General features: G+C 72.8%; 23 protein-coding genes and 1 tRNA gene. 17 read left to right on the top strand and 7 right to left on the bottom strand.

Features of this window, described 5'->3' with window-relative positions:
- Nucleotides 1–282: 282 nt before the first annotated feature.
- A tRNA-Ser gene (locus V6N00_RS06485) sits at nt 283–370 on the bottom strand.
- Nucleotides 371–454: 84 nt separating this feature from the next.
- Here V6N00_RS06485 and V6N00_RS06480 point away from each other — a divergent pair.
- From V6N00_RS06480 to V6N00_RS06465, 4 genes are all read left to right on the top strand, one after another.
- Complete coding sequence (locus V6N00_RS06480; protein WP_334231268.1) at nt 455–1,432, top strand: NAD(P)H-quinone oxidoreductase; 978 nt, start codon at nt 455–457, stop codon at nt 1,430–1,432.
- A 145-nt stretch (nt 1,433–1,577) separates the two neighbouring features.
- Nucleotides 1,578–3,884, top strand: a complete 2,307-nt coding sequence (locus V6N00_RS06475) for a carbon starvation CstA family protein (RefSeq protein ID WP_334231267.1) — start codon at nt 1,578–1,580, stop codon at nt 3,882–3,884.
- The gene (locus tag V6N00_RS06470; RefSeq protein WP_334231266.1) at nt 3,884–4,132 is read left to right on the top strand and encodes a YbdD/YjiX family protein; all 249 of its coding nucleotides are present in this window, start codon (nt 3,884–3,886) and stop codon (nt 4,130–4,132) included. Before V6N00_RS06475 ends, V6N00_RS06470 begins: the two co-directional genes overlap by 1 nt.
- Before the next feature lie 2 nt (nt 4,133–4,134).
- On the top strand, nt 4,135–4,593 hold the full coding sequence (locus V6N00_RS06465; protein WP_334231265.1) for a hypothetical protein: 459 nt from the start codon (nt 4,135–4,137) through the stop codon (nt 4,591–4,593).
- Between the two features lie 128 nt (nt 4,594–4,721).
- Here the strand turns inward: V6N00_RS06465 and V6N00_RS06460 are convergent, their stop codons facing one another.
- The 5 genes from V6N00_RS06460 to V6N00_RS06440 form a co-directional block, all read right to left on the bottom strand.
- Nucleotides 4,722–5,882 carry an acyl-CoA dehydrogenase family protein gene (locus V6N00_RS06460; protein ID WP_334231633.1) on the bottom strand — a complete coding sequence of 387 codons (1,161 nt, stop codon included), beginning with the start codon at nt 5,880–5,882 and terminating at the stop codon, nt 4,722–4,724.
- Nucleotides 5,883–6,112: 230 nt separating this feature from the next.
- A complete protein-coding gene (locus V6N00_RS06455; protein ID WP_334231264.1) occupies nt 6,113–6,481 on the bottom strand; it encodes a flagellar assembly protein FliW in 369 nt (122 codons plus the stop codon).
- Between the two features lie 73 nt (nt 6,482–6,554).
- The gene (locus tag V6N00_RS06450) at nt 6,555–7,442 is read right to left on the bottom strand and encodes a flagellin N-terminal helical domain-containing protein (protein ID WP_334231263.1); all 888 of its coding nucleotides are present in this window, start codon (nt 7,440–7,442) and stop codon (nt 6,555–6,557) included.
- Nucleotides 7,442–8,857, bottom strand: coding sequence for a flagellar hook-associated protein FlgK (gene flgK, locus V6N00_RS06445; protein ID WP_334231262.1), 1,416 nt, complete (start codon nt 8,855–8,857; stop codon nt 7,442–7,444). Before flgK ends, V6N00_RS06450 begins: the two co-directional genes overlap by 1 nt.
- 16 nt (nt 8,858–8,873) lie before the next feature.
- Nucleotides 8,874–9,356 carry a flagellar protein FlgN gene (locus tag V6N00_RS06440; RefSeq protein WP_334231261.1) on the bottom strand — a complete coding sequence of 161 codons (483 nt, stop codon included), beginning with the start codon at nt 9,354–9,356 and terminating at the stop codon, nt 8,874–8,876.
- A 335-nt stretch (nt 9,357–9,691) separates the two neighbouring features.
- Here V6N00_RS06440 and V6N00_RS06435 point away from each other — a divergent pair, with 335 nt between their 5' ends.
- Complete coding sequence (locus V6N00_RS06435; protein WP_334231260.1) at nt 9,692–10,396, top strand: alpha/beta fold hydrolase; 705 nt, start codon at nt 9,692–9,694, stop codon at nt 10,394–10,396.
- An 18-nt stretch (nt 10,397–10,414) separates the two neighbouring features.
- On the opposite strand, the gene V6N00_RS06430 is transcribed toward V6N00_RS06435, so the two are convergent.
- Nucleotides 10,415–11,560 carry an AI-2E family transporter gene (locus tag V6N00_RS06430; protein ID WP_334231259.1) on the bottom strand — a complete coding sequence of 382 codons (1,146 nt, stop codon included), beginning with the start codon at nt 11,558–11,560 and terminating at the stop codon, nt 10,415–10,417.
- A 230-nt stretch (nt 11,561–11,790) separates the two neighbouring features.
- On the opposite strand from V6N00_RS06430, the gene V6N00_RS06425 reads away from it, so the two are divergent.
- From V6N00_RS06425 to V6N00_RS06370, 12 genes are all read left to right on the top strand, one after another.
- A complete protein-coding gene (locus V6N00_RS06425) occupies nt 11,791–12,663 on the top strand; it encodes a flagellin N-terminal helical domain-containing protein (protein WP_334231258.1) in 873 nt (290 codons plus the stop codon).
- 140 nt (nt 12,664–12,803) lie between these two features.
- Nucleotides 12,804–14,213, top strand: coding sequence for a flagellar filament capping protein FliD (gene fliD, locus V6N00_RS06420; RefSeq protein WP_334231257.1), 1,410 nt, complete (start codon nt 12,804–12,806; stop codon nt 14,211–14,213).
- Between the two features lie 11 nt (nt 14,214–14,224).
- Complete coding sequence (gene fliS, locus V6N00_RS06415; RefSeq protein ID WP_334231256.1) at nt 14,225–14,653, top strand: flagellar export chaperone FliS; 429 nt, start codon at nt 14,225–14,227, stop codon at nt 14,651–14,653.
- The gene (locus tag V6N00_RS06410; RefSeq protein ID WP_334231255.1) at nt 14,646–15,098 is read left to right on the top strand and encodes a hypothetical protein; all 453 of its coding nucleotides are present in this window, start codon (nt 14,646–14,648) and stop codon (nt 15,096–15,098) included. Before fliS ends, V6N00_RS06410 begins: the two co-directional genes overlap by 8 nt.
- 169 nt (nt 15,099–15,267) lie before the next feature.
- Entirely contained in the window at nt 15,268–15,612 is a 345-nt protein-coding gene (locus tag V6N00_RS06405) for a flagellar basal body rod protein FlgB (protein WP_334231254.1), read from the top strand.
- On the top strand, nt 15,609–16,004 hold the full coding sequence (locus V6N00_RS06400; RefSeq protein ID WP_334231253.1) for a flagellar basal body rod protein FlgC: 396 nt from the start codon (nt 15,609–15,611) through the stop codon (nt 16,002–16,004). The genes V6N00_RS06405 and V6N00_RS06400 overlap by 4 nt, the downstream gene beginning before the upstream one ends.
- Complete coding sequence (gene fliE / locus V6N00_RS06395; protein WP_334231252.1) at nt 16,001–16,312, top strand: flagellar hook-basal body complex protein FliE; 312 nt, start codon at nt 16,001–16,003, stop codon at nt 16,310–16,312. The genes V6N00_RS06400 and fliE overlap by 4 nt, the downstream gene beginning before the upstream one ends.
- A complete protein-coding gene (gene fliF / locus V6N00_RS06390) occupies nt 16,312–17,964 on the top strand; it encodes a flagellar basal-body MS-ring/collar protein FliF (RefSeq protein ID WP_334231251.1) in 1,653 nt (550 codons plus the stop codon). The genes fliE and fliF overlap by 1 nt, the downstream gene beginning before the upstream one ends.
- On the top strand, nt 17,961–18,983 hold the full coding sequence (gene fliG, locus V6N00_RS06385) for a flagellar motor switch protein FliG (RefSeq protein WP_334231250.1): 1,023 nt from the start codon (nt 17,961–17,963) through the stop codon (nt 18,981–18,983). The genes fliF and fliG overlap by 4 nt, the downstream gene beginning before the upstream one ends.
- Nucleotides 18,973–19,647, top strand: a complete 675-nt coding sequence (locus V6N00_RS06380) for a FliH/SctL family protein (protein WP_334231249.1) — start codon at nt 18,973–18,975, stop codon at nt 19,645–19,647. Before fliG ends, V6N00_RS06380 begins: the two co-directional genes overlap by 11 nt.
- Nucleotides 19,644–21,014, top strand: coding sequence for a FliI/YscN family ATPase (locus tag V6N00_RS06375; protein WP_334231248.1), 1,371 nt, complete (start codon nt 19,644–19,646; stop codon nt 21,012–21,014). The genes V6N00_RS06380 and V6N00_RS06375 overlap by 4 nt, the downstream gene beginning before the upstream one ends.
- Nucleotides 21,011–21,436: a flagellar FliJ family protein gene (locus V6N00_RS06370; protein WP_334231247.1), complete on the top strand. Its 426-nt coding sequence runs from the start codon at nt 21,011–21,013 to the stop codon at nt 21,434–21,436. The genes V6N00_RS06375 and V6N00_RS06370 overlap by 4 nt, the downstream gene beginning before the upstream one ends.
- The last annotated feature ends 2 nt before the right edge of the window (nt 21,437–21,438 follow it).

Here is a 21,438-nt window from a genome sequence, read left to right as displayed (position 1 = left end):
GATGGTGGTGCCGGTGTCCCGGAGGCTAGTGGTGACCTCCGACACAACCGTCCGAGGGCATCCCATCAGGGTTGCGTGAACAGGGGATTGCTGCCGGTGACCGGCGGGTAACGGGGATCCGCCGAGCGGTGAGGCGGGGCGGCGACGCGGGGGCGGTGCGTCGTTGCGCGGGACCGAGCGGACGTCCGGTCGGTCGGGAACAACATCATCGGCCGGGAATTCGGCCGAAGATGTCACTCTCGGCCGAACACGAGAGGGAACCGGGCCGGCCGACCTCAGGAGCGGAAGGTGAGGGATTCGAACCCTCGGTACGGGGTCACCGCACACTGGTTTTCAAGACCAGCTCCATCGGCCGCTCGGACAACCTTCCTGGGCCTGCCAGTCTGTCACGGGCAGCTGTGCGGCAACAAAGCGACACCGACGGACCGAAGACCGACGGGGCACAATGGGGCAGATGAAGGCCATCCAGCTGCCCACGTTCGGCGGCCCCGAGTCGCTCGTCCTCACCGACCTGCCGGATCCGGAGCCCGCACCGGGTGACGTCGTCATCGACGTCGCCGCCGCCGGCATCAACCGCGCCGACGTCAACCAGCGCAAGGGCCACTACCCGCCGCCGCCCGGGGAGTCGGAGCTGCCGGGCCTGGAGGTCTCCGGCACGGTCAGCGCGGTCGGCGACGGCGTGGACGGCTTCGCCGTCGGAGACCAGGTGTGCGCCCTGCTCGCCGGCGGAGGCTACGCCGAGAAGGTCGCCGTGCCCGCCGGGCAGGTGCTGCCCGTTCCGGCCGGGGTGGACCTGGTCGACGCCGCCGGGCTGCCCGAGACCGTCGCGACCGTCTGGGCCAACCTGTCGCTGCACGCGCGCCTGCAGGAGGGCGAGACCCTGCTCGTCCACGGCGGCGCCGGCGGCATCGGCACCACCGCGATCCAGCTCGCCACCGCGGTGGGCGCCCACGTCTACGTCACCGCGTCCTCGCAGCAGAAGATCGACGCGTCCGTGAAGCTGGGCGCCGTCGCCGGGATCGACTACACGACCGAGGACTTCGTCGAGCGCATCGGGGAGCTGACCGACGGGAAGGGCGTCGACGTCATCCTCGACGTCGTCGGCGGCGCCTACCTGGACCGCAACCTGCAGGCCATCGCCGCGAACGGGCGGCTCGTCATCATCGCCACCCAGCAGGGCAGCCGCGCCGAGCTGAACATCGGGCGGCTGATGGGCAAGCGCGCCTCGGTGATCGGTACGACGCTGCGCGCCCGGCCCCGGCCGGAGAAGGCGCAGATCATCGCCGCCGTGCGCGAGCACGTGTGGCCGCTGATCGAGTCCGGGCGCCTCGCGCCGCTGATCGACCGCCGGTTCCCGCTCGCCGAGGCAGCCGCGGCCCACGAGTACTTCGACTCCGGCAGCCATATCGGCAAGGTCCTGCTCACGACCTGAGAGCCGCTCGCACGGACCCCTTCCGTGACCGCCGCCACGTTCGGTCGGTGCCCGGGGGTAACCTCGAAGGACGAGCGACGCCGCAGGCCGGGCAGCCTGCGGCGCCACGCGCTCGCCATCATCACGAGCACTCGAGGAGAGGGTCATGGGTTCACACCGCAGTGACGACCGCCCGGACGACGAACGAGACGGCGCGGTGCGCCCGTCGGCGGACACCCTGCAGGCGGACCCCGATCTGCCGCCCGCGGCGGTCGACGCCGACGTGCTCGAGGCGGACCACCGGAAGTGGACGCCGGCCAAGATCGCCCTCTGGGTGGCCATCGCCCTGCTCGGTGGCGTCGCCTGGGTGATGCTCGCCCTCGTGCGCGGTGAGACCGTCAACGCGATCTGGTTCGTGTTCGCGGCCGTCGCGACCTACCTGATCGCCTACCGCTTCTACTCCCGGTACATCGAGCGCTGGATCACGAAGCCCGACGACCGGCGCGCCACCCCGGCCGAGTACAAGGCCAACGGCCGCGACTACATGCCGACCGACCGCCGGGTGCTCTACGGCCACCACTTCGCCGCGATCGCCGGCGCCGGTCCGCTGGTCGGGCCCGTCCTGGCCGCGCAGATGGGCTACCTGCCCGGCACCATCTGGATCATCGTCGGCGTCGTGCTCGCCGGCGCCGTGCAGGACTACCTGGTCCTCTTCTTCTCCATGCGCCGCGGCGGCCGGTCGCTCGGGCAGATGGCCCGCGACGAGCTCGGCGTCATCGGCGGCATCGCCGCGCAGATCGCGACGCTCGTCATCATGGTCATCATCGTGGCGATCCTCGCCCTCGTCGTGGTCAACGCCCTGGGCGAGAGCACGTGGGGCGTCTTCTCCGTCGGCATGACCATCCCGATCGCCCTCTTCATGGGCGTCTACCTGCGGTTCATCCGGCCGGGCCGGGTCACCGAGGTCTCGATCATCGGCTTCGTGCTGCTCATCCTCGCGATCGTGGCCGGCCGCTGGGTCGGGGCGAGCGAGTGGGGCAACGCCCTGTTCCACCTCGACAAGGTGACGCTCGCGTGGATGATCATCATCTACGGGTTCATCGCCGCCGTGCTGCCGGTGTGGCTGCTGCTCGCACCGCGCGACTACCTCTCGACGTTCATGAAGATCGGCACCATCGCGCTGCTGGCCATCGCGATCATCGTCGTCCGGCCCGAGATCTCCGTGCCTGCCTTCAGCGAGTTCGCCAGCAAGGAGAACGGGCCCGTGGTGCCCGGCTCCCTCTTCCCGTTCCTCTTCGTCACCATCGCGTGCGGTGCCCTCTCCGGCTTCCACGCGCTGATCGCCTCGGGCACGACGCCGAAGCTCATCGAGAAGGAGCGGCAGACCCGCCTGATCGGGTACGGCGGCATGCTCATGGAGTCCTTCGTCGCGATCATGGCGCTCGTCGCCGCGATCTCGATCGACCGGGGCATCTACTTCGCGATGAACTCCTCGCCCGCTTCGACGGGTGGCACCGTGCAGGGCGCCGTCGCCTTCGTCAACAGCCTGGGCCTGCAGGGAGTCAACCTGACCCCGGACATGCTCACCCAGACGGCGAACGACGTGGGGGAGCAGAGCATCATCTCCCGCACCGGTGGCGCCCCGACGCTGGCCGTCGGCATGGCCCACATCATGCAGCAGTGGTTCGGCGGCGGCGGGATGATGAGCTTCTGGTACCACTTCGCCATCATGTTCGAGGCGCTGTTCATCCTCACCGCGGTGGACGCCGGCACCCGCGTGGCCCGCTTCATGCTGCAGGACTGGCTCGGCAGCGTGATCCCGCGCTTCCGTGACACCTCGTGGGTGGTCGGCTCGTGGATCGCGACGGCGGTCATGGTGGCCGCGTGGGGCGCCATCCTGATCATGGGCGTCACCGATCCGCTCGGCGGCATCAACACCCTCTTCCCGCTGTTCGGCATCGCCAACCAGCTCCTCGCCGCGATCGCGCTGGCCGTGTGCATGGCGATCGTCGCCCGGCGCGGGGTGGTCGGGAAGCTGTGGGTCGTGGCCCTACCACTGGCCTTCGCGGCGGTCGTGACCATCACGGCGTCGATGTTCAAGATCTTCTCGCCGGTGCCGGCCGTGGGCTACTGGGCGCAGCACGCCCTGTACCGGGACGCGCTGGCGGCCGGGAAGACGAGCCTGGGCACCGCCAAGACGACCGCGGCGATGGAGGCGGTGGTCCGCAACTCGTTCATCCAGGGCACCCTGTCGATCGTCTTCGTGACGCTGTCGATCATCGTCATCGTCGCGGCGATCGTCACGACGGTCCGGGCTCTGCGGCACCGCGGCGGCCCGAACACCGAGGACACCCCGGTGGCGTCCCGCATCTACGCACCCGCCGGGTTCATCACCACGCCCTCGGAGAAGGCGCTGGAAGGGCGCTGGGCCGAGGTGCCGGCCGAGTCGCAGCCGCAGCGAGTGGGCCACTGATGTCCTCCACCCCGTTCCCGGGACCGTCCGCCACGGGCGGACGGTCCTGCGGATCGGCCCGCCGCCCGAGCGGCTGGTGGGCGACGGTGCGCTGGTACGTGCGCGGCGTGATGGGGGAGGACGCCTACGAGACGTACGTGGCGCACCGGCAGGCCACGCACCCGGGTGAACCTGTGATGAGCGAGCGCGACTACTGGCGGGCGCGCAACGACTGGCAGGACAAGAACCCGCAGGGGCGCTGCTGCTGACCATGGCCGGCTTCTTCTCCGGGGGGCGCGCTGCCCGCCGTGACGACGCACGGCTCGGCCGCGGGGTGTGGCGCCGCGCGCACGACCGGTTCCAGCGGGCGCTGGACCGCTACCACCAGGTGATCGAGGAGATCCCCGACGTCGCGACGGCCAACGCGCTCGTCATCACCGGCGACGAGCTCGCAAGCCTGCTGCCCCGGGTGCGCGTGGTCTGCGAGGGGGCGCACCGGGCGGCGCCGAGCGAGGGCACCGACATCCCCGCCTCCGCGCACGGCTGGCTCTCCGACGTGCACCGGGCCCTGACGCGCAGCGGCAACGCGCTGGCCGCGACCGCCGAGGCGGCGGCCATGGTCCGGCTCGGCGCCGGCGGCCTCGACGCCGTCCACCGGCGGGCGGCGGGCGTCGCGGAGTTCGTGAGCGCTGCCGAGGACGCCTTCGCCGCCGGCCCCGGCGAGGACTGAGCCCGGCTCAGCGCGTCGTCGGGAGGCCTGTGACGGCCGAGCCGGGCGCCGGCTCGGACCGCCACACGAGGACCGGGGCCGCCGCCGGCCGGGCGCGGCCGCCCGGTCCAGCGATGCAGGTCAGCGGCTCAGCGGAACGCCGACTCGCCGGTGAGGTGCTGGCCGAGGATCAGGGTGTGCACCTCGTCGGTGCCCTCGTAGGTGCGCACCGACTCGAGGTTGTTGGCGTGCCGCAGCGGCGCGTGATCCAGGGTGATGCCGTTGCCACCGAACACGGTGCGCGCCTCGCGGCAGATGGCGATCGCCTCCCGGCAGTTGTTGAGCTTGCCCAGCGAGATCTGGTGCGGGGCCAGCTGCCCGGCGTCCTTGAGCCGGCCCAGGTGCAGCGCCAGCAGGAGACCCTTGTTGATCTCGACGGCCATGTCGACCAGCTTCTGCTGGGTCAGCTGGTAGCCGGCGAGCGGCCGGTCGAACTGCAGCCGCTGCTTCGCGTACGCGAGGGCGGCCTGGAAGCTGTCCCGGGCGGCGCCCATCGACCCCCAGATGATGCCGTAGCGCGCCTCGTTCAGGCACGTGAACGGCCCGCGCAGCCCGCGCGCTCCGGGCAGCATCGCCGAGGCGGGCAGCCGCACGTCGGTCAGTTCGATGTCGCACTGGATCGAGGCGCGCATCGAGAGCTTGGGCGCGATCGGGGTCGCGGTGAACCCCGGGGCGTCGGTCGGGACGAGGAAGCCGCGCACACCGTCGTCGGTCTGCGCCCAGATCACGGCGATCTGCGCGACCGAGGCGAGCCCGATCCAGCGCTTGGCGCCGTTGATCACCCAGTCGTCGCCGTCGCGCCTGGCGACGGTGGCCATCGAGGAGGGGTCCGAGCCGGCGGTCGGCTCGGTCAGCCCGAAGCAGCCGATCACCTCGCCCGCCGCCATCCGGGGCAGCCATTCGGTCTTCTGCTCCTCGGAGCCGTGCCGGTGGATCGCCGTCATCGCGAGCGATCCCTGCACCGAGACGAACGTGCGCAGCCCGGAGTCACCGGCCTCGAGCTCCGCGGCGGCGAGGCCGTACTCGACGGCGGACCGGCCGGGGCAGCCGTAGCCCTCCAGATGCATGCCGAGCAGCCCGAGCCGGCCGAACTCGGGGACGAGGTGCAGCGGAAACACCGCGTCCTCGTACCAGTCGGCGATGTGGGGGCGGATCGACTCGTCCACGAAGGTGCGCACCCGGTCGCGGAGGTCCCGCTCGTCCTGGCTGAGCAGGGCGTCCAGGCCGATCAGGTCGCCGGGATCGGCCATGGTGCCCATGCCGGCCGACGGGTCGGCGGGGACCTCGGCTGCAGTGCGGGAACTGGAGCTGGAGCTGGTGCGGTCGGTGGTGTCCGGGTGCGCGGTCATCCTGCCAGAATGCCACGCCGACGTGACGACGGCCACGTCGCGCGCGGGTGCCGGCGGACCGGGACGGTACGGGGACGGGCCGACCGCTCAATCCGTGGGTCGGGGAACCGGCCGGGGAAGGGCCGACCGGGTCAGCGGGACAGCGGCGCCGAGAGCGGGTAGTCCTGGTCGTTGAGGATCACCTGGGCGCCCGTGCCGGTGCGCTCGTTGACGACGACGGGGGCGAGGAGGTTGACCGTCGTCGTCGCCTTGCCGGGTGTCGCGACGACGAGCACGCGGGCCGCCTCCCCGGCGGCCAGGCCGAGGCCCTCGGCGGCGTCGGTGAGGTCCGGCGCGTACGCGGGGACGTAGACGGAGGCGTCGAGCAGGAACAACCGCAGGTCGGTCTCCGCGGCGGGGCGGAGGCTGAACAGCCCCGGGGCGCCGGTCACGGCCTCGAGGGTGTAGTCCGTCCACGGATCCAGGCCCGGCATCGGCTCGGTCAGGGTCAGCACGCTCATCGAAGGCAGTCCATCCTCATCGGTGGTTCGTCGTCATCACACCAGGTCCATCATCGTCGCAGAAGACCGAGGATCAGCGCAGGAAATCCATCAGCGTCGGCTGCAGGGTCTTCGCGGTCACGGCGAGCGCGGCCTGGTAGCTGGTCTGCTGCACCTGCAGGTCGAGGACGGCGGTGCCGAGGTCGACGTCCTCGATCGCGGATCGGTTGGCCTCGAGGGCGACCTTGGCCGTCGCGTTGGCATCCTTCGCGGCGGTGAGGCTGGACAGCCTGGCGCCGGCGTCCGCGCGGGCGGTGGTGACGGTCGTGATGGCGGTGTCGAGTTGGGCGAGGCGACCGGCACCGGTGCCGCCGGCGCGCAGCTCGGCGGAGATGGAGTCGAGCAGACCGAAGACGGAGCTGGTGCCGGTGCCGAAGACGGCGGCGCCGTCGGCGTCCACCCGCACCGTCTGGTCCGGGCCGTACCGGCGCTGCACCGTGTCGCCGGCGACGCCGGTGTAGGTCGGCGGGTTGCCGTCGGCGAAGGCGACCGGGGCGTCGGCCGTGGCGGCGAAGATGTTGCGGCCCTGGTGGGTGGTGTTCGCGGTCGCCAGCAGGTCCGCCCGTAGTCCGTCGATCACCTGCGCGATCGCGGCACGGTCGGCGGGGGTGCGGGCGTCGTTGAGGGACTGCTGCACCTGGTCCCGGGCGGCGATGAGCCGGTCCGTGGCGTCGCCGAGGGCCGAGTCGACGCTGGTCAGCCACGCGGTGCCGTTGTCGATGTTGCGCGAGTACTGTGCGTTCGCGGCGGCGTCGGCGCGCACCCGCATCGCCTGCGCGGCACCGGCGGGGTCGTCGGAGGGCCGGGTGATGCGGCGCAGCGACGTGGCCGTCTCCTGCGCGCCGGCGAGCCGGGTCTGCGCGGCGGCGAGATTCCGGCTCGCGGCCGCGGCCATGGTCTGGGTGGTGATGCGGAAGGTCATCAGAGTCCTACGGTCCCGGTGTGGTTGATGAGGGTGTCGAGGGTCTGGTCGATCGTCGTCAGCACGCGTGCGGCCGCCTGGTAGGCATGCTGCGCGGCGAGCAGGGAGACGTTCTCCTCGTCCAGGCTGACGGAGGACGACGAGGTCTGCGCGGTCTTGGCGGCGGTGGCCGAGGCGGCGGTGATGGTCTGCTGCCCGGTCGCGGATCGGGCAGCGGCCCCGAGGGAGGCGACAGCGGTGGCCCACTGCCGGTCGGGGGCGTTCGCGCCGCTGCCCACGCGGGCGACGGCGTCCGCTCCCGCGCCGCCGAGCGGCCCGCTGCCCGCGGCCCCGCTCGCCAGGCCCGACGGGTCGGTGGGGACCACCGTCAGCGCCGCGGCGGCCGGCCGGCCGGGGGTGAGGGCGAAGAAGTCGCCGGCGGGGGCGCCGCTGCTCGTCGTGCCGGCCCGGTGGGCGGCGTTGACGGCATCGGCGATCGTTGTGGCGAGCCCGTCGAGGGTCGCGGCGGCCTCGGCGATCGCGCCGCCGGTGCCGTTGCCGTCGGCGGGGGCGAGCACGCCCAGCGTCGCGGCGAGCCGGCCCCCGGTGAGGGCGACCGGGGTGCCGGGCGCGTCCTGCCAGGCGACGCCGACGGTGCCGCCGGCGGACGGGTCGGTCGGCCCGGTGACGGTCAGGGTGCGGGCGGACGTGCCGCTGACCAGCCAGGTGCCGTTCAGCCGCACGGTCATCCCGCCGTCGGCCTCGACCCGGGCGGTGGCCCCGGCGGTCGACGCGAGGTCCTCCGCCAGCCGCGCCCGCTCGTCCATCAGTTCGCTCGCGTTGCCGCCCGTGGCGGTGGTGGTGTTGATCGCCCGGTTGAGGTCGGCGATGCGGGCGGCGGTGTCGTTGACCTGCGTGGTCATCGTGTCGACGTCGGCGCGCCGGTCCTGCCACTGGGTGGTGACGGCGGCGCGGGCGGTAGAGAGGGCGTCACCGAGATCCCTGCCGGTCTGCAGCACGGTCGCGCCGACCCCGGGCTGGTCCGGGTTGTTGGAGAAGTCGCCCCAGGCGGACCAGAACGCGGAGAGCCGGCCGGAGATCGCCGTCGTCCCCGGTTCTCCGTACGCGTCCTCGAGCGAGCTGTACGTGGTGGCGCGGACGTCGGCGTACCCGGCCGCGGCGGCACTGGTGCGCACCCCGGTGTCCAGCAGCGCGTCGCCGAGCCGGCTGATGCCGGTCACGGCGACGCCGGAGCCGACGGGGGAAGCGAGGGTGCCGAAGGTGGCGGCGGTCGGCGCGACGGCGGCCTGCTCGACCCGCTGCCGGGTGTAGCCGGGCGTCGACACATTGGTGATGTTCTGACCCGTGATCGCCAGCGCCTGCTGGGCGGCGTTGAGTCCGCGCTGGGCGAGCTGGAGTCCCGCGAAGCTGCTCATGGTGCCTTTCGGGTGCTCAGAGGGTCTGGTCGAGGAACCGGGACAGCGACGAGGGAGCCGCGGAGCCGGTGGCGTCGTACGTGCGCGACGACGGGGTCAGGGTCGCCATCGTCTCCTCGGTGGCGCGGGAGGCGGCCCGCAGGAACTGGTCGTTGGCGTCCCGCAGCGACCGGATCGCGGCGGTCTGCTCGACCATGGCGGCCAGGTGGGAGGCCAGGATGTCCTGCCACGCGCCGTCGGGGGCGGCCTCGGCCAGCTCCCGCAGGGTGACGTCAGCGGGCGTGCCCCACTCCTGGGCCAGCGCCGCGACCATCACGGTCCGCTCCAGCCCGGCGACGGCGAGCTGGTCGACGACCTGCTCCACCTCCGCGGTCGCCTGCGGCAGGCGCCGGGTCCGGCCCGCGGTCAGCAGCAGCTGCTCCACCTCGAGGCGGAAGGTCAGCGTGTCCAGCAGTTCGCGCTCGCGCCACAGCTGGGCTGACAGGTCGGTGAACGACATGCCCGGGCTACTCCTTCGTGATCGGCCACCCGGTGACGTCCGCGGAGGCCTCAATGGTCGGCCGATCGCTCGGGCCGACCGGCGCCGTGTGCTCGACGCCGTACCCCTCTCTATTGGCATTGCTCGCCGATGGGTAAGGAGGTTCAGCTGCGGCAATGAGGGCGGCGACGGCGACGGGGAGAAGGCAACGGGAGTCGGGCGCCCCCGGCCGGCCGTTCGCTCTCGGCGTCGGCGGAATCCGTCGCGGAACGCCCTCCGCGACGGATCCGCGCAGCAGAATCGACGGAGATGGTCGCCCGACCAGGAGGAACAGGAATGTCCGGAAAGGAACGCAGGTGGAACTGATCTTCGTGCACGGTGCCCTGGTCCGGGACGGCGTCTGGTGGTGGCGGCCGACCGGCGAGCTGCTCGAGCAGCGCACCGGCATCCGCAGCCGCGCCCTGGCCCTGCCCTCGTGCGGCGAGACGACCCCGGGCGAGGCCGCGGGAGGGCTGGTGGCCGACGCGGCCGCGCTGCGCCGCGAGCTCGACACCCTCGACGAGGCGATCGTGGTCGGCCACTCCTACGGCGGCACGGTCATCGCCGAGGCCGGGCGGCACCCCGCCGTGTCCCACCTGGTGTACGTGTCCTCGTACCTGTCCGAGATCGGGCAGGCGCAGGCCGCCATCATGGGGGACGAGCCCGACCCGGTGGCGGTCGGCGACGCGGGGGACGGGCTCCTGCAGATCGCCGGGTACGACGCGGCCTCGTTCGGACAGCGGTTCCTCCAGGACGCCGACGCCCGCACCCAGCAGGAGGCGTTCAGCCGCGTCACGGCCCAGGCGGCGGGTGCCTTCGTCACGCCGACGACGGCCGCCGGATGGGTCGACGTCGACTCCAGCTACCTCGTGTGCACCGAGGACCGCAGCACCACCGTCGGGTTGCAGCGGGAGCACGCCCGCCGCGCGACCCGCTCGGCCGACCTGCCCACGGGACACCACCCCTTCATCACCCGGCCCGACCTCGTCGTCGAGCAGATCGAGGCCCTGCTCGCCGGCTGAGGGCGGTGCCCGGTCGGGTCAGACGACCGCTCCGGGCTGGGCGGGGTCGATCGGCTGAGGGCCGGGCGTGTCCCGGCCGGCCCACACCTTGTACACGGTCCAGCTGACCGCGGCCACGGGCACGGCCAGCAGCGCGCCGACGATGCCGGCCAGGAAGGCGCCCACCGTCAGGGACAACAGGATGGCCAGGCCGTGGATGTGCAGGACCTTGCCCATCAGGACGGGCTGGAGCACGTGGTGCTCGAGCTGATTCGCCCCGACGAGCACCACGAGGACGATCAGCGCCGGCACCGGGCCGTTGAAGGCGAGGGCCACCACGACGGCGAGGACACCGGCGGCGGTGGCGCCGACGATCGGGATGAACCCGCCGATGAAGACGAAGACGGCCAGGGGCACGGCGAGGGGAACCCGCAGGATCAGCAGGGCCGCGCACACGATGATGGCGTCGATGGCGGCGATGATCGCGGTACCGCGCACGTAACCGCCGAGCACGTGCGTGCTCAGTTCCGCCGCGCGATGGGCCTTGTCCCGCTGGGGCTCGGGCAGGAACCCGAACAGGAAGGCCCTGATCTTCCCGCCGTCCTTGAGGAAGAAGAAGAGGATGACCGCCATCAGCACCCCACCGGCGGCCACCTCGCCGACCGCCCGCACCCCGGTGAGGGCCTCGCTGCCGACCGCCCCGCTCGAGAAGAAGTGCGTCACCTGCTGCCGTGTGTCCTCGATCTGCTGATCGGTCAGCCCGAGTGGGCCGGTGAGGAAGGCGTGGAGTCGGTCGACGCTGCTCACCGCGTTCGACTCCAGACCCCGCCACTGGGCGCGCACGAGTTCGACGACGGCGGTGATGACGCCGGCGAAGATGGCCAGGATGAGCACGAAGGACGAGAGCACCGCGAGCCACCGGGGCCACCGGTGCCGGGACAGCCAGCCGACCAGCGGCGTGATCGCCGACGCCAGGATCAGGGCGAGGATCACGGGGATGAGTGCCAGGGGCACCCGGGTGATCGCCCAGACGATCACGGCGATCAGGCCGACGATCAGCAGCGTCTGGCCGGCCCGGGTGGCGACCCGGCCGTAGTCGTCCTGCCAGAGCAGACGGCGCGGTACGGCGCTCGCGCCCGCGAGGGTCGACGGGGTCGCGTCGGTTTCCTGGGCTGTGCTCGCCATGGTGACCTCCCTGAGAACGATGAGTAAGTCTGCTGACAGTTCTACGCCTCCAGGCCCGGATGTGTTCTCTCATCGGCGTCGCATCGGCTCGTGTCCAGGCAGGACGGGCCGGCGGAGAACTTCTCGACGCCGCGCCTAACCACCCCGTGACCGGTGCCGATAGGTCTGATTGCGAGCCCACGGACGGGCTCAGGCAGTACACGAACACCAATCACGGAGGATGAACCACCATGGCTATGACCATCAACACCAACCTGGCCGCCAACAACGCCTACCTGAACCTGTCCAAGACGCAGACGGATATGTCCAAGTCGATGGCGAAGCTCTCCAGCGGCCTGCGCATCAACACGGCGTCCGACGACGCGGCCGGCCTGGCGATCTCCGAGGGCCTGCGTTCGCAGGTCAACGGCAACAACATCGCCGCCCGCAACGCCCAGGACGGCGTCAACGTGGTCCAGACCGCGGAAGGCGCCCTCAACGAGGTGCACTCCATCCTGCAGCGTGTCCGCGACCTCGCGGTGCAGGCCGGCAACGACTCGAACAACGCGGACTCCCGCAAGGCGATCACCACCGAGGTCACCGGTCTCGTCGACGAGCTGGGTCGGCTCGCCGACAACACCAACTTCAACGGGATCAACCTGCTGCAGGGCGCCACCTCGGGTCCCGCCAACGACGGCAAGCTCACCTTCCAGGTGGGTGCCGGCTCGACCGCGAACGACCAGATCACCGTCGACCTGGGCAGCATGACCGGCGCCGACATCAAGAGCCTGGCGACGAACCTGAAGACCTCCATCGTCACCACCGACGGGTTCGCCAGCTCCTCCGCCGCGCTGACCACCATCTCCACGGTCGACGCCGCGATCAAGGACGTCTCGACGGCGCGCGCCTCCCTCGGCGCGGTCTCCAACCGGTTCCAGCACGCGATCAACTCGCTGAACGTGACCGCGCAGAACCTGTCGGCGGCCCAGTCGCACATCACGGACACCGACATGGCGGCCGAGATGGTGACCTACACCAAGGACTCCATCATCGCGCAGGCCGGTACCGCCATGCTGGCCCAGGCCAACCAGTCCGGCCAGGGCGTCCTGAAGCTCCTCGGCTGATAGCCGGGCCGCCCGCAGGGGCGGCCCCGGTGACCCGGGACGGCGGTGGCCGGCGCGACAGTGCGCCGACCGCCGCCGCCCCCGGGCCACGCAGGCCCCGGTGACCGGGGACGGTACGACCCCTCGGCTACGGAGGAACCATGGCCTCGATCGACGGACTCGCCAGTGGACTGGACACGACGTCGCTGATCAACTCCCTGATGAAGGTGGAGCAGCTGCCGCAGCAGCAGCTCCAGTTGCGCCAGCAGACCGGCCAGACCCTCATCTCGGCGCTGCAGCAGCTCAACACCAAGGTCGCCGCGCTCGCGGACACCGGGCGCACGCTCGGCGGCCCCACCGCCACCTCGGCGCTCACCGCCACGACGTCGGCCCCCTCGGTGACGGCCACCGCCGCCACGGGCGCGCCCGCCGGCACCTTCGCCCTGACCATCGACCGACTCGCCCAGAGCCAGGTCGACGTGACCGGGACGATGACCGCCTGGCCCACCAACGCGGACGGCTCGGTCGCCACGCTCACGCTCGTCGACGCCACCGGCAGGACCACGGAGATCACCCCCGCCTCGACGTCCCTGCAGGACGTCGTCGACGCGGTCAACGCCTCCGGTGGCCCGGCCACCGCGGTCAAGGTCAAGGCCGGCACCGCGGCGGACGGAACGGCCCAGTACCGGCTGCAGTTCAGCGCGACGACCTCCGGTGCCGCCGGCGGCTTCACCGTCTACCGGGGCACGGCCGCCGACGTCACCGCCGGCACCGCGACCGATCTGATGGGCGAGTCCGGGGCCGCCGTCGTCAGCACCGCCCAGGACGCCTCGGCGCGGCTCTATGCCGGTACCGCGGCCGAACAGGTCATCACCTCCTCGACCAACACGTTCACCGGGGTGCTGCCCGGGGTGGACGTGACCGCGACGACCGTGCCGGACAGCCCGGTGACGATCTCCGTGGGCCTGGACAAGGACGGCGTCGTCAAGCGGACGTCCGCCCTGGTGGACGCCGTCAACGGCGTGCTCTCCGCGATCTCGTCCAAGAGCAGCGTCACCACCACCTCGACCACCGGCACGAGCAGCGTGACGTCGGGGGTGTTCACCGGTAACTCGACGGTCTCGATGGTCAGCGACCAGATCGGGGCCGCCGCATACCAGCCGATCAACGGGAAGTCCCCGGCCACGTGGGGTATCGAGCTGAACAAGGACGGGACGTTCACCTTCAACGAGGACACGCTGCGCTCCGCCCTGGCGACCGACCCCGCCGGGACGCAGGCGGCCCTCGCGGCCCTCGCGACGCGGGTGACCGACGCAGCGAACTCCGCGTCCTCCCCGGCGTCGGGCAGCCTGTCCACCATGATCCAGGGCCGGCAGGCGGAGGACTCCGACCTGACCGACCAGATCAGCAGCTGGGACACCCGCCTGGCCGCCCGCAGGGCGACCCTGCAGTCCCTCTACAACGCCATGGAGGGCTCCCTCGGGGCCCTGAAGAGCCAGCAGTCCTGGCTCACCAGCCAGATCTCCAGCCTCCCGTCCACGAGCTACAGCTCCAGCTCCAGCTCCAACTAAGGACCGCGACGATGACCACCCTCCTGCAGGCCCGCCAGCGCGCGCAGTACACCCGCGACGCCGTGCTCTCCGCCAGCCCCGCCCGCCTGCTGACCATGCTCTACGACCGCCTGCTGCTGGATCTGCGTCGCGCCGAGGCCGCGCAGCTCGAGCAGCGGTGGGCCGCCGCCTCCACCGAGCTGCTGCACGCCCAGGACATCATCACCGAGCTCTCCGCGAGCCTGCGCTCGGACCTGTGGGACGGCGCCGACGGCCTGCGCGGCATCTACACCTACGTGCACACCGCCCTCATCACGGCGAACGTGCGCCGCGATGTCGAGCGGACGCGGGAGGCCATCGCCCTGCTCGCGCCCCTGCAGGAGAGCTGGCACATCGCGGCCGACGCCGTCCCCGCCCCGGCCGCTCCGGCCCCGGCTGCGGGAGGGTGGAGCGTTGGCTGAGCCACTCCCCGATCTACTGGGCTCCTACGGGGAGCTCAACACCGTCCGCTGGCTCGCGGTCCTGGATGCGCTCGAGCTCGCGCTCGACGAGGCGGACCGACTGCTCGCGGATCCGTCGGCCGCCGGCTTGGGGGGAACCGGGTCACCGGCGGCCACACGGGGGGTTCCGGTCGGGGGACCGGCACCCACCGGCGCGTCGGCATCGGTGGCTGCCGGTGCCGACGCGTCCGGGCTGCGGCGGGACCCCTGGGTCCCGCCGCCGGGGCTCGGCCCCGTCCCCGAGTACCTCGGCGGTCGGGTGCAGCGCCTGATCACCCGCCAGCGCGCCACGGCCGCCCTGCTGGAGGCGGCCAAGGGCGCCACCGCGCGGCACCTGGCAGCGGTCCATGCGGTCCGTGCCAACACCGCGGTGCACGGGCCCGCGTACATCGACGTCGTCGGCTGACGCCGGCCCGGCAACAGGCGCCGGAACAAGGCCCGGAGCAGGGACCAGAACACGCCTCTGACCACGGCTAACGCCTCTGCGACGACGGCCGATAGTGGCCGGTGAGCACGGATCGCTCACCTCCCGGCCACGGATCGGCCGTCGTTGCTGCAGGACAGGCAGGACAGCCGTGCTCGATTCCGTGACGAACACCGCGCTCGCCAGCGCCCTCGACGGGCTGGCGGCGCGGCAGCGTGCCATTGCGGACAACATCGCCAACGTCGACACCCCCAACTACCGGGCCCAGCGGGTGTCCTTCGAGAGCGCCCTCGCCGCCTCCGTCGACGCCGGCAGCGGCCAGGTCACCCCCACGACGTCCCTGTCGCTCGAGCCCACGCAGCTGAACGGCAACAACGTCAACCTCGACACCGAGACCCTCTCCAACGTCGACACCGTGCTGCGCTACCAGTTCGCGTCCTCCGCGATCGGCAACGAGTCCAACGCGCTGCGCGCCGCGATGAGGACGGCGTCATGACCTTCGACGCGATCGGCATCGCCGGCACCGCCCTGACCGTGCACCGCAAGTGGCTGGACGCGATCTCCGACAACATCGCCAACGTCAACACCGTCACCCGCACCTCCGACTCCGCGTTCCGTGCCCGGTACATCGAGGCGCAGGCGGGGGCCGGCACGAGCGGCGTCTACATCCGCAGCACCCCCGAGGGCGACGCCACGGGCCGCATCGTGCACCAGCCGGACCACCCGCTGGCCGACGCGAACGGCAACGTCCGGTACCCCGACGTGGACCTCAACGAGCAGATGACGTCCCTGATCATGGCCCAGCGCGGCTACCAGGCGAACGCCGCGGTCGTGGACCGCGCCAAGGAGACCTACCAGGCCGCCCTGCAGATCGGGAAGAACTCATGAGCCAGATGGCGATCGGCGCCGTCACCGGCACCGGGTACCTGCCCGCCGCCGCGGGCACGGGCGCGACCACCGGCACGTCCGGCAGCGGGAGCGCCTTCGCCGGCACCCTGTCCGGTGTGCTCGACGGCGTGCAGCAGCAGCAGACGACGTCCGACACCCTCGCCGTGCAGGCCGTGACCGGTGACCTCACCGACATCCACAAGGCCACCATCGCGGCCGCCCGCGCCCAGACCACCATGGAGCTCATCGCCACCGTCCGGAACCAGGCGATCAGCGGCTTCAACGAGATGATGAGGATGCAGGCCTGATGCCTCCCGCCCTGAGCAACCTCGCTCGCCGCTTCTCCGCGATCTGGGGCCGGTTCACGATCGGCCAGCGCACGATCGCCCTGATCGGCATCGCCGTGCTCGTGCTCGGCGGCATCGCCCTGACCAGCTGGCTGACGCGCCCCACCTACAGCCCCCTGTTCTCCGGCCTGAAGGACGCCGACGCGAGCGCCGTCGTCGACCAGGTGCGCAAGGACGGCGTTCCGTACCAGATCGCCGACGGCGGCTCGACCGTGCTCGTGCCCGACGACAAGGTCTACGACGAGCGGCTCAAGGCCGCGGCCGCCGGCCTGCCCGCGGCCCCGGCCACCGGATACTCGCTGCTGGACAAGATGGGCGTGACCTCCTCGGAGTTCCAGCAGAAGGTCACCTACAAGCGCGCCATCGAGGGCGAGCTCGCGGCGACCATCAGCCACCTCGACGGCGTCGAGACGGCCTCGGTGCAGCTGGCCATCCCGGACCAGACGGTCTTCACGGCCCAGACGGCGGATCCCACGGCCTCGGTGTTCATCAAGACCCGTCCCGGCCAGACCGTCAGCACCGACCAGGTGCAGGCGATCGTCCACCTGACCAGCGCGTCCGTGGAGAAGCTGACCCCCAAGAACGTCTCCGTCGTGGACAGCACGGGCGCGGTGCTCTCGGCCGTCGGCACCGGGACCACGGGCACGGTCGGCGCCCAGGCCTCGGACTACCAGAAGCAGACCCAGGCGTCCGTGCAGGCGGTGCTCGACCGCGTCGTCGGGCCGGGCAACGCGACCGTCGCCGTCACCCCGGAGATCGAGACCCAGTCCGCGGACCGGACCACCGAGTCCTTCACGACCACCAAGGGCACCGAGCCCCTCAGCGAGACCACCACCACCGAGGCGTACAAGGGCACCGGCAACGGCGGTTCCACCGGCGTGCTCGGGCCGGACAACATCGCGGTCCCGGGCAACACCGCCTCGGGTGGTGCGAGCGCCGCGGCCAACGGCAACGGCAACTACACGTCCAGCTCCACGACCCGGAACAACGCCGTGGACAAGGTCACCGAGCAGCGCTCCCTCCCGGCCGGCTCCCTCAAGCGCCAGTCGGTCTCCGTGGCCGTCAACCAGAGCGCCGCGGGCGGCCTGAACGTCGCCTCCCTGAACCAGCTGGTGTCCGCGGCCGCCGGCATCAACGCTCAGCGCGGCGACACCCTGTCCCTGCAGGTCGTCCCCTTCAGCACCAGCGCGGCCCAGCAGGCCGACGCCGCCCTGAAGGCCGCCCAGGCCGAGGCCGACGCCCGCGCCAACCAGCAGATGTGGACCAACATCTTCCTCGGCGTCGGCGGCCTCTTCCTGCTCCTGATCATCGTCGGCATCCTGTGGCTGCGGTCCCGCCGCACCGCGCGCCAGCCCCTCGAACTCGGCGGCTCCCCGCTGACGCTGCAGGAGATGGTCGACGGCCCCGTCGCCGTCGAGGGTCCCGCCGTCGAGGCGATCGGCCCCGCCCCGATGACCTCGGCGATCCCGCTGGCGGCCCCGCTCGAGGCGATCACCCCGATCGACTCCGACGTCGAGCTGCGCCGCTCCCAGGTCGACGCCCTCGGCGGCGCCGACCCGAAGGTCGCGGCCGACTACCTGCGCGGCATGATGGATGATCGGGCCCGGGTGTGAACCAGCCCGCCGCGCTGCCGCGCCCCCTCAACGGCACCCAGAAGGCCGCCGTCGTGCTGATGCAGATGAGCGCCGAGAACGCCGCGCGCGTCCTCGCACAGTTCAGCGAGGCCGAGGCCGAGGAGATCGCCGGCGAGATCGTGCGCTTGAACCGGGTCGACTCGGAGACCGCCGAGTCGGTCATCGCCGAGTTCCACGATCTCGCCCTGTCGGGGCGGCGCACGCCGCTCGGCGGCCGTGGTGTGGCCGCCGATCTGCTCGAGGCCTCCTTCGGGGCCGAGCGGGCCGCCGGCGTGATGGACCGGGTCACCTCCACCGCCGCGGGCCGTTCCTTCGAGTTCCTCGAGGACATCGAGGCGGGCGACCTGGTCAACCTGCTCGACGGGGAACTGCCGGAGACGGCCGCGCTCGTGCTCGCGCACCTGGACCCGCAGCAGGCCTCCGCCGTGCTCGCCGGTCTGGACCGGTCCCGGTCCGTCGAGATCGCCCGCGCGATCGCCGTCATGGGCACCGCCACCCCCGAGGCCATCGGCGTCGTCGCCGAGACCCTGCGCGCCCGCGTCGGCACCTCCGGCGTGCCGCGCCGCGCGGCCACCGTCGGCGGCCTGCAGCCCCTGCTGAACATCATCAACCGGGCCGACGTCGCGACCGAGCGGGCCGTCCTGGACGGCCTCGACGAGCGCGACCCCGTGCTCGCCGAGGAGGTCCGCGCCCGGATGCTCACCTTCGAGGACCTCGTGACCTTCGAACGCCGCGACGTCCAGCGGATCCTGCGCGGCCTCGACCCGGCCCTGCTGGCCCGCGCCATGAAGGGCGCGCCCGCCCCCGTCGTCGAGGTCGTCCTCTGCAACGTCTCGGACCGCAACCGCGAGATCCTGCAGGCGGAGATGGCGTCCACCGGACCGGTGCGCGCCTCCGAGGTCGAGCAGGCCCGCGCCGAGGTCGTCCGCAGCATCCGGGCGCTCGAGGCCGACGGCGAGATCACCCTGCGCCGAGGGGAGGACGACTTTGTCGACTGACACGCCCACCGTGCGCCGGGCCCAGCCCGTGCCCGTCGTCTTCCCGCGCGTCTCCGCGCCCGGGGCCGACCAGGGCCAGACCGAGGGCTTCACCCGCGGCCACGCCGCCGGCTACGCGGCCGGGCTGCGCAGCGCCGAGGTGGCCGCGCGGCTGAGCCAGGACCGGTACGAGGCCGAGCAGCGCGCCCGGGCCGAGGCCGACCACGCCCGGCTCGAGGCCGCGACCGTCGCCCTGCAGCTCGCCGCCGGCCAGCTGCGCGCCCGCACCGCCCCCGTGCTCGCCGAGTGGGACGCCCGCTTCGTGGACGCCGTCGTCGACCTGGCCGAGGCGATGCTCGGCGACCACACGCAGCGCGACCCGTTCGCCGCCGCCCGCGCCGCCCTGACCCGGGCCGTCGCGGCCGACGACGCCGACGACGTCGTCCGCGTGCGCCTGAACCCCGCCGACGCCGCGCTCGTGCAGGACGCCGGCCTCGCCGCAGAGCTCGTGCCCGTCGGCGCGGCCCTCGTGGCCGACCCGGCCGTCGCCGCGGGCGACGCCCTCGCCGACTACTCCGCCGGGACGCTCGACGCCCGGCTCGGCACCGCCGTCGCGCGGGTCCGGGCCGCGCTCTCCGCGCCGCTCTCTGCGCCTCTCGCTCCGCGGGCGGAGGACGTCGCATGAGCATCGTGACCCTGCCCCTCCTCGACGCGCTCGACGCCGCCCCCGCGACCCGCCGCACCCCCGTGCCGGCGCGCCTGGCCGCCGCCCTGCGCGCCGCCGCTCCCGAGCGCCGCGGCGCCGTCACCGCCGTGCGCGGCCTCGGTCTGACCGTGGCCGGCCTGCCCGGCTCCGTCGGCGACGTGCTCGCGGTCGGTGAGGGCGCCGGCGTCGAGGTCGAGGTCGTCGCCGCCGCGCAGACCCTGACCTGCATGCCGCTCGGCCCGCTCGAGGGCATCCGCGTGGACGACCCGGTGCGCCGCCGTCCCGGCGGTTCGACCGTGCCCGTCGGCCGGGGCCTGCTCGGCCGCGTCATCGACGGCCTCGGCCGGCCCATCGACGGCCGCGGCTCGCTGACCGGCGTGCACACCGTCCCTTGGGCCAACACCGCGCCGTCCGCGATGGGCCGCGCCCGGATCGCCGACCCCATCGCCACCGGTGTCCGTGTCCTGGACACGCTGACCACCGTCGGGCGGGGCCAGCGGCTCGGCCTGTTCGCCGGTTCCGGCGTCGGCAAGTCGTCTCTGCTGTCGATGGTCGCGCGCGGCACCGCTGCCGACGTCGCCGTCATCGCCCTCGTCGGCGAGCGTGGCCGCGAGGTGCGCGAGTTCCTCGAGGACGACCTCGGCCCCGAGGGCCTGGCCCGCTCCGTCGTCGTCGTCGCGACCGGCGACGAGCCGGCCCTGATGCGCCTGCGCGCCGCCGGCACCGCCACCCGGATCGCCGAGGCGCTGCGCGACGAGGGCTCCGACGTGCTGCTCATGATGGACTCCCTGACCCGCGTCGCCATGGCGCAGCGGGAGATCGGCCTGTCCGCCGGCGAACCGCCCGCGACCCGCGGCTACCCGCCCTCGACCTTCGCCGTCCTCGCCCGGCTGCTCGAGCGCGCCGGCACCGCGTCGACCGGGTCCATCACCGGCATCTACACCGTGCTCGTCGACGGTGACGACCACAACGACCCCGTCGCGGACTCGGCCCGGTCCATCCTCGACGGGCACGTGGTCCTCGACCGGGCGCTCGCCGTGTCCGGCCACTTCCCGTCCGTCGACGCCCTCGGCTCCGTCTCCCGCCTCGCGTCCAAGGTCACCGACCCGCGGCAGAAGGCCCTGGCGACCGGGCTGCGCCGCGTGCTCGCGGCCCGCCGCTCCGCCCAGGACCTGCTCGACGTCGGCGCGTACCAGCCCGGAAGCAACCCGCTCGTCGACGCCGCCGTCGCCCACCGCGACGCAATCGACGGGTTCCTGCGCCAGCCGATCGAGGAGAGCACGGCACCGGCCGACGCCTGGCGTCGTCTCGGCGACCTGTGCGGGCTGCTGGGGGTGGCCGCATGAGCGCCCCGTTCCGGCTGGCCGGCCTGCTCCGGCTGCGGCGCCTGAACGAGGACGCCGCCGCCGCGCGCTGGGGCTCCGCCGCCGCCGAGCACCGCGCCGCCCGCTCCCGCCGGGACGACCTGTACGGGCGCGCCGTCGCGGGGGACACGACGCCGGACAGCGTCGCGAGCCTGCGCGCCATCGCCGCCGCCCGGTCCTCCACGGTGGCCCTGCTCGCGGAGCTCGACGCCGCGACGATGACCGCCGAGCAGGCCGAGCGCGACCTGAGGGACGCGTGGACCGCCGCCCGCACCGCGACCGCGGGCCTGGAGAAGCTCGAGGAACGGCACGACGAGCGGACCGCCCACGCCGAACTCGCGGCCGACCAGGCAGCCCTGGACGAACTGGCTGTCACCCGGCACGGACGGGGGCCGACCCCGTGAGC

Origin of the sequence: Tersicoccus mangrovi, assembly GCF_036881825.1 — a bacterium.
GTDB classification, from domain to species: domain Bacteria; phylum Actinomycetota; class Actinomycetes; order Actinomycetales; family Micrococcaceae; genus Tersicoccus; species Tersicoccus mangrovi.
This window is presented reverse-complemented; position numbering and strand designations above follow the sequence as displayed.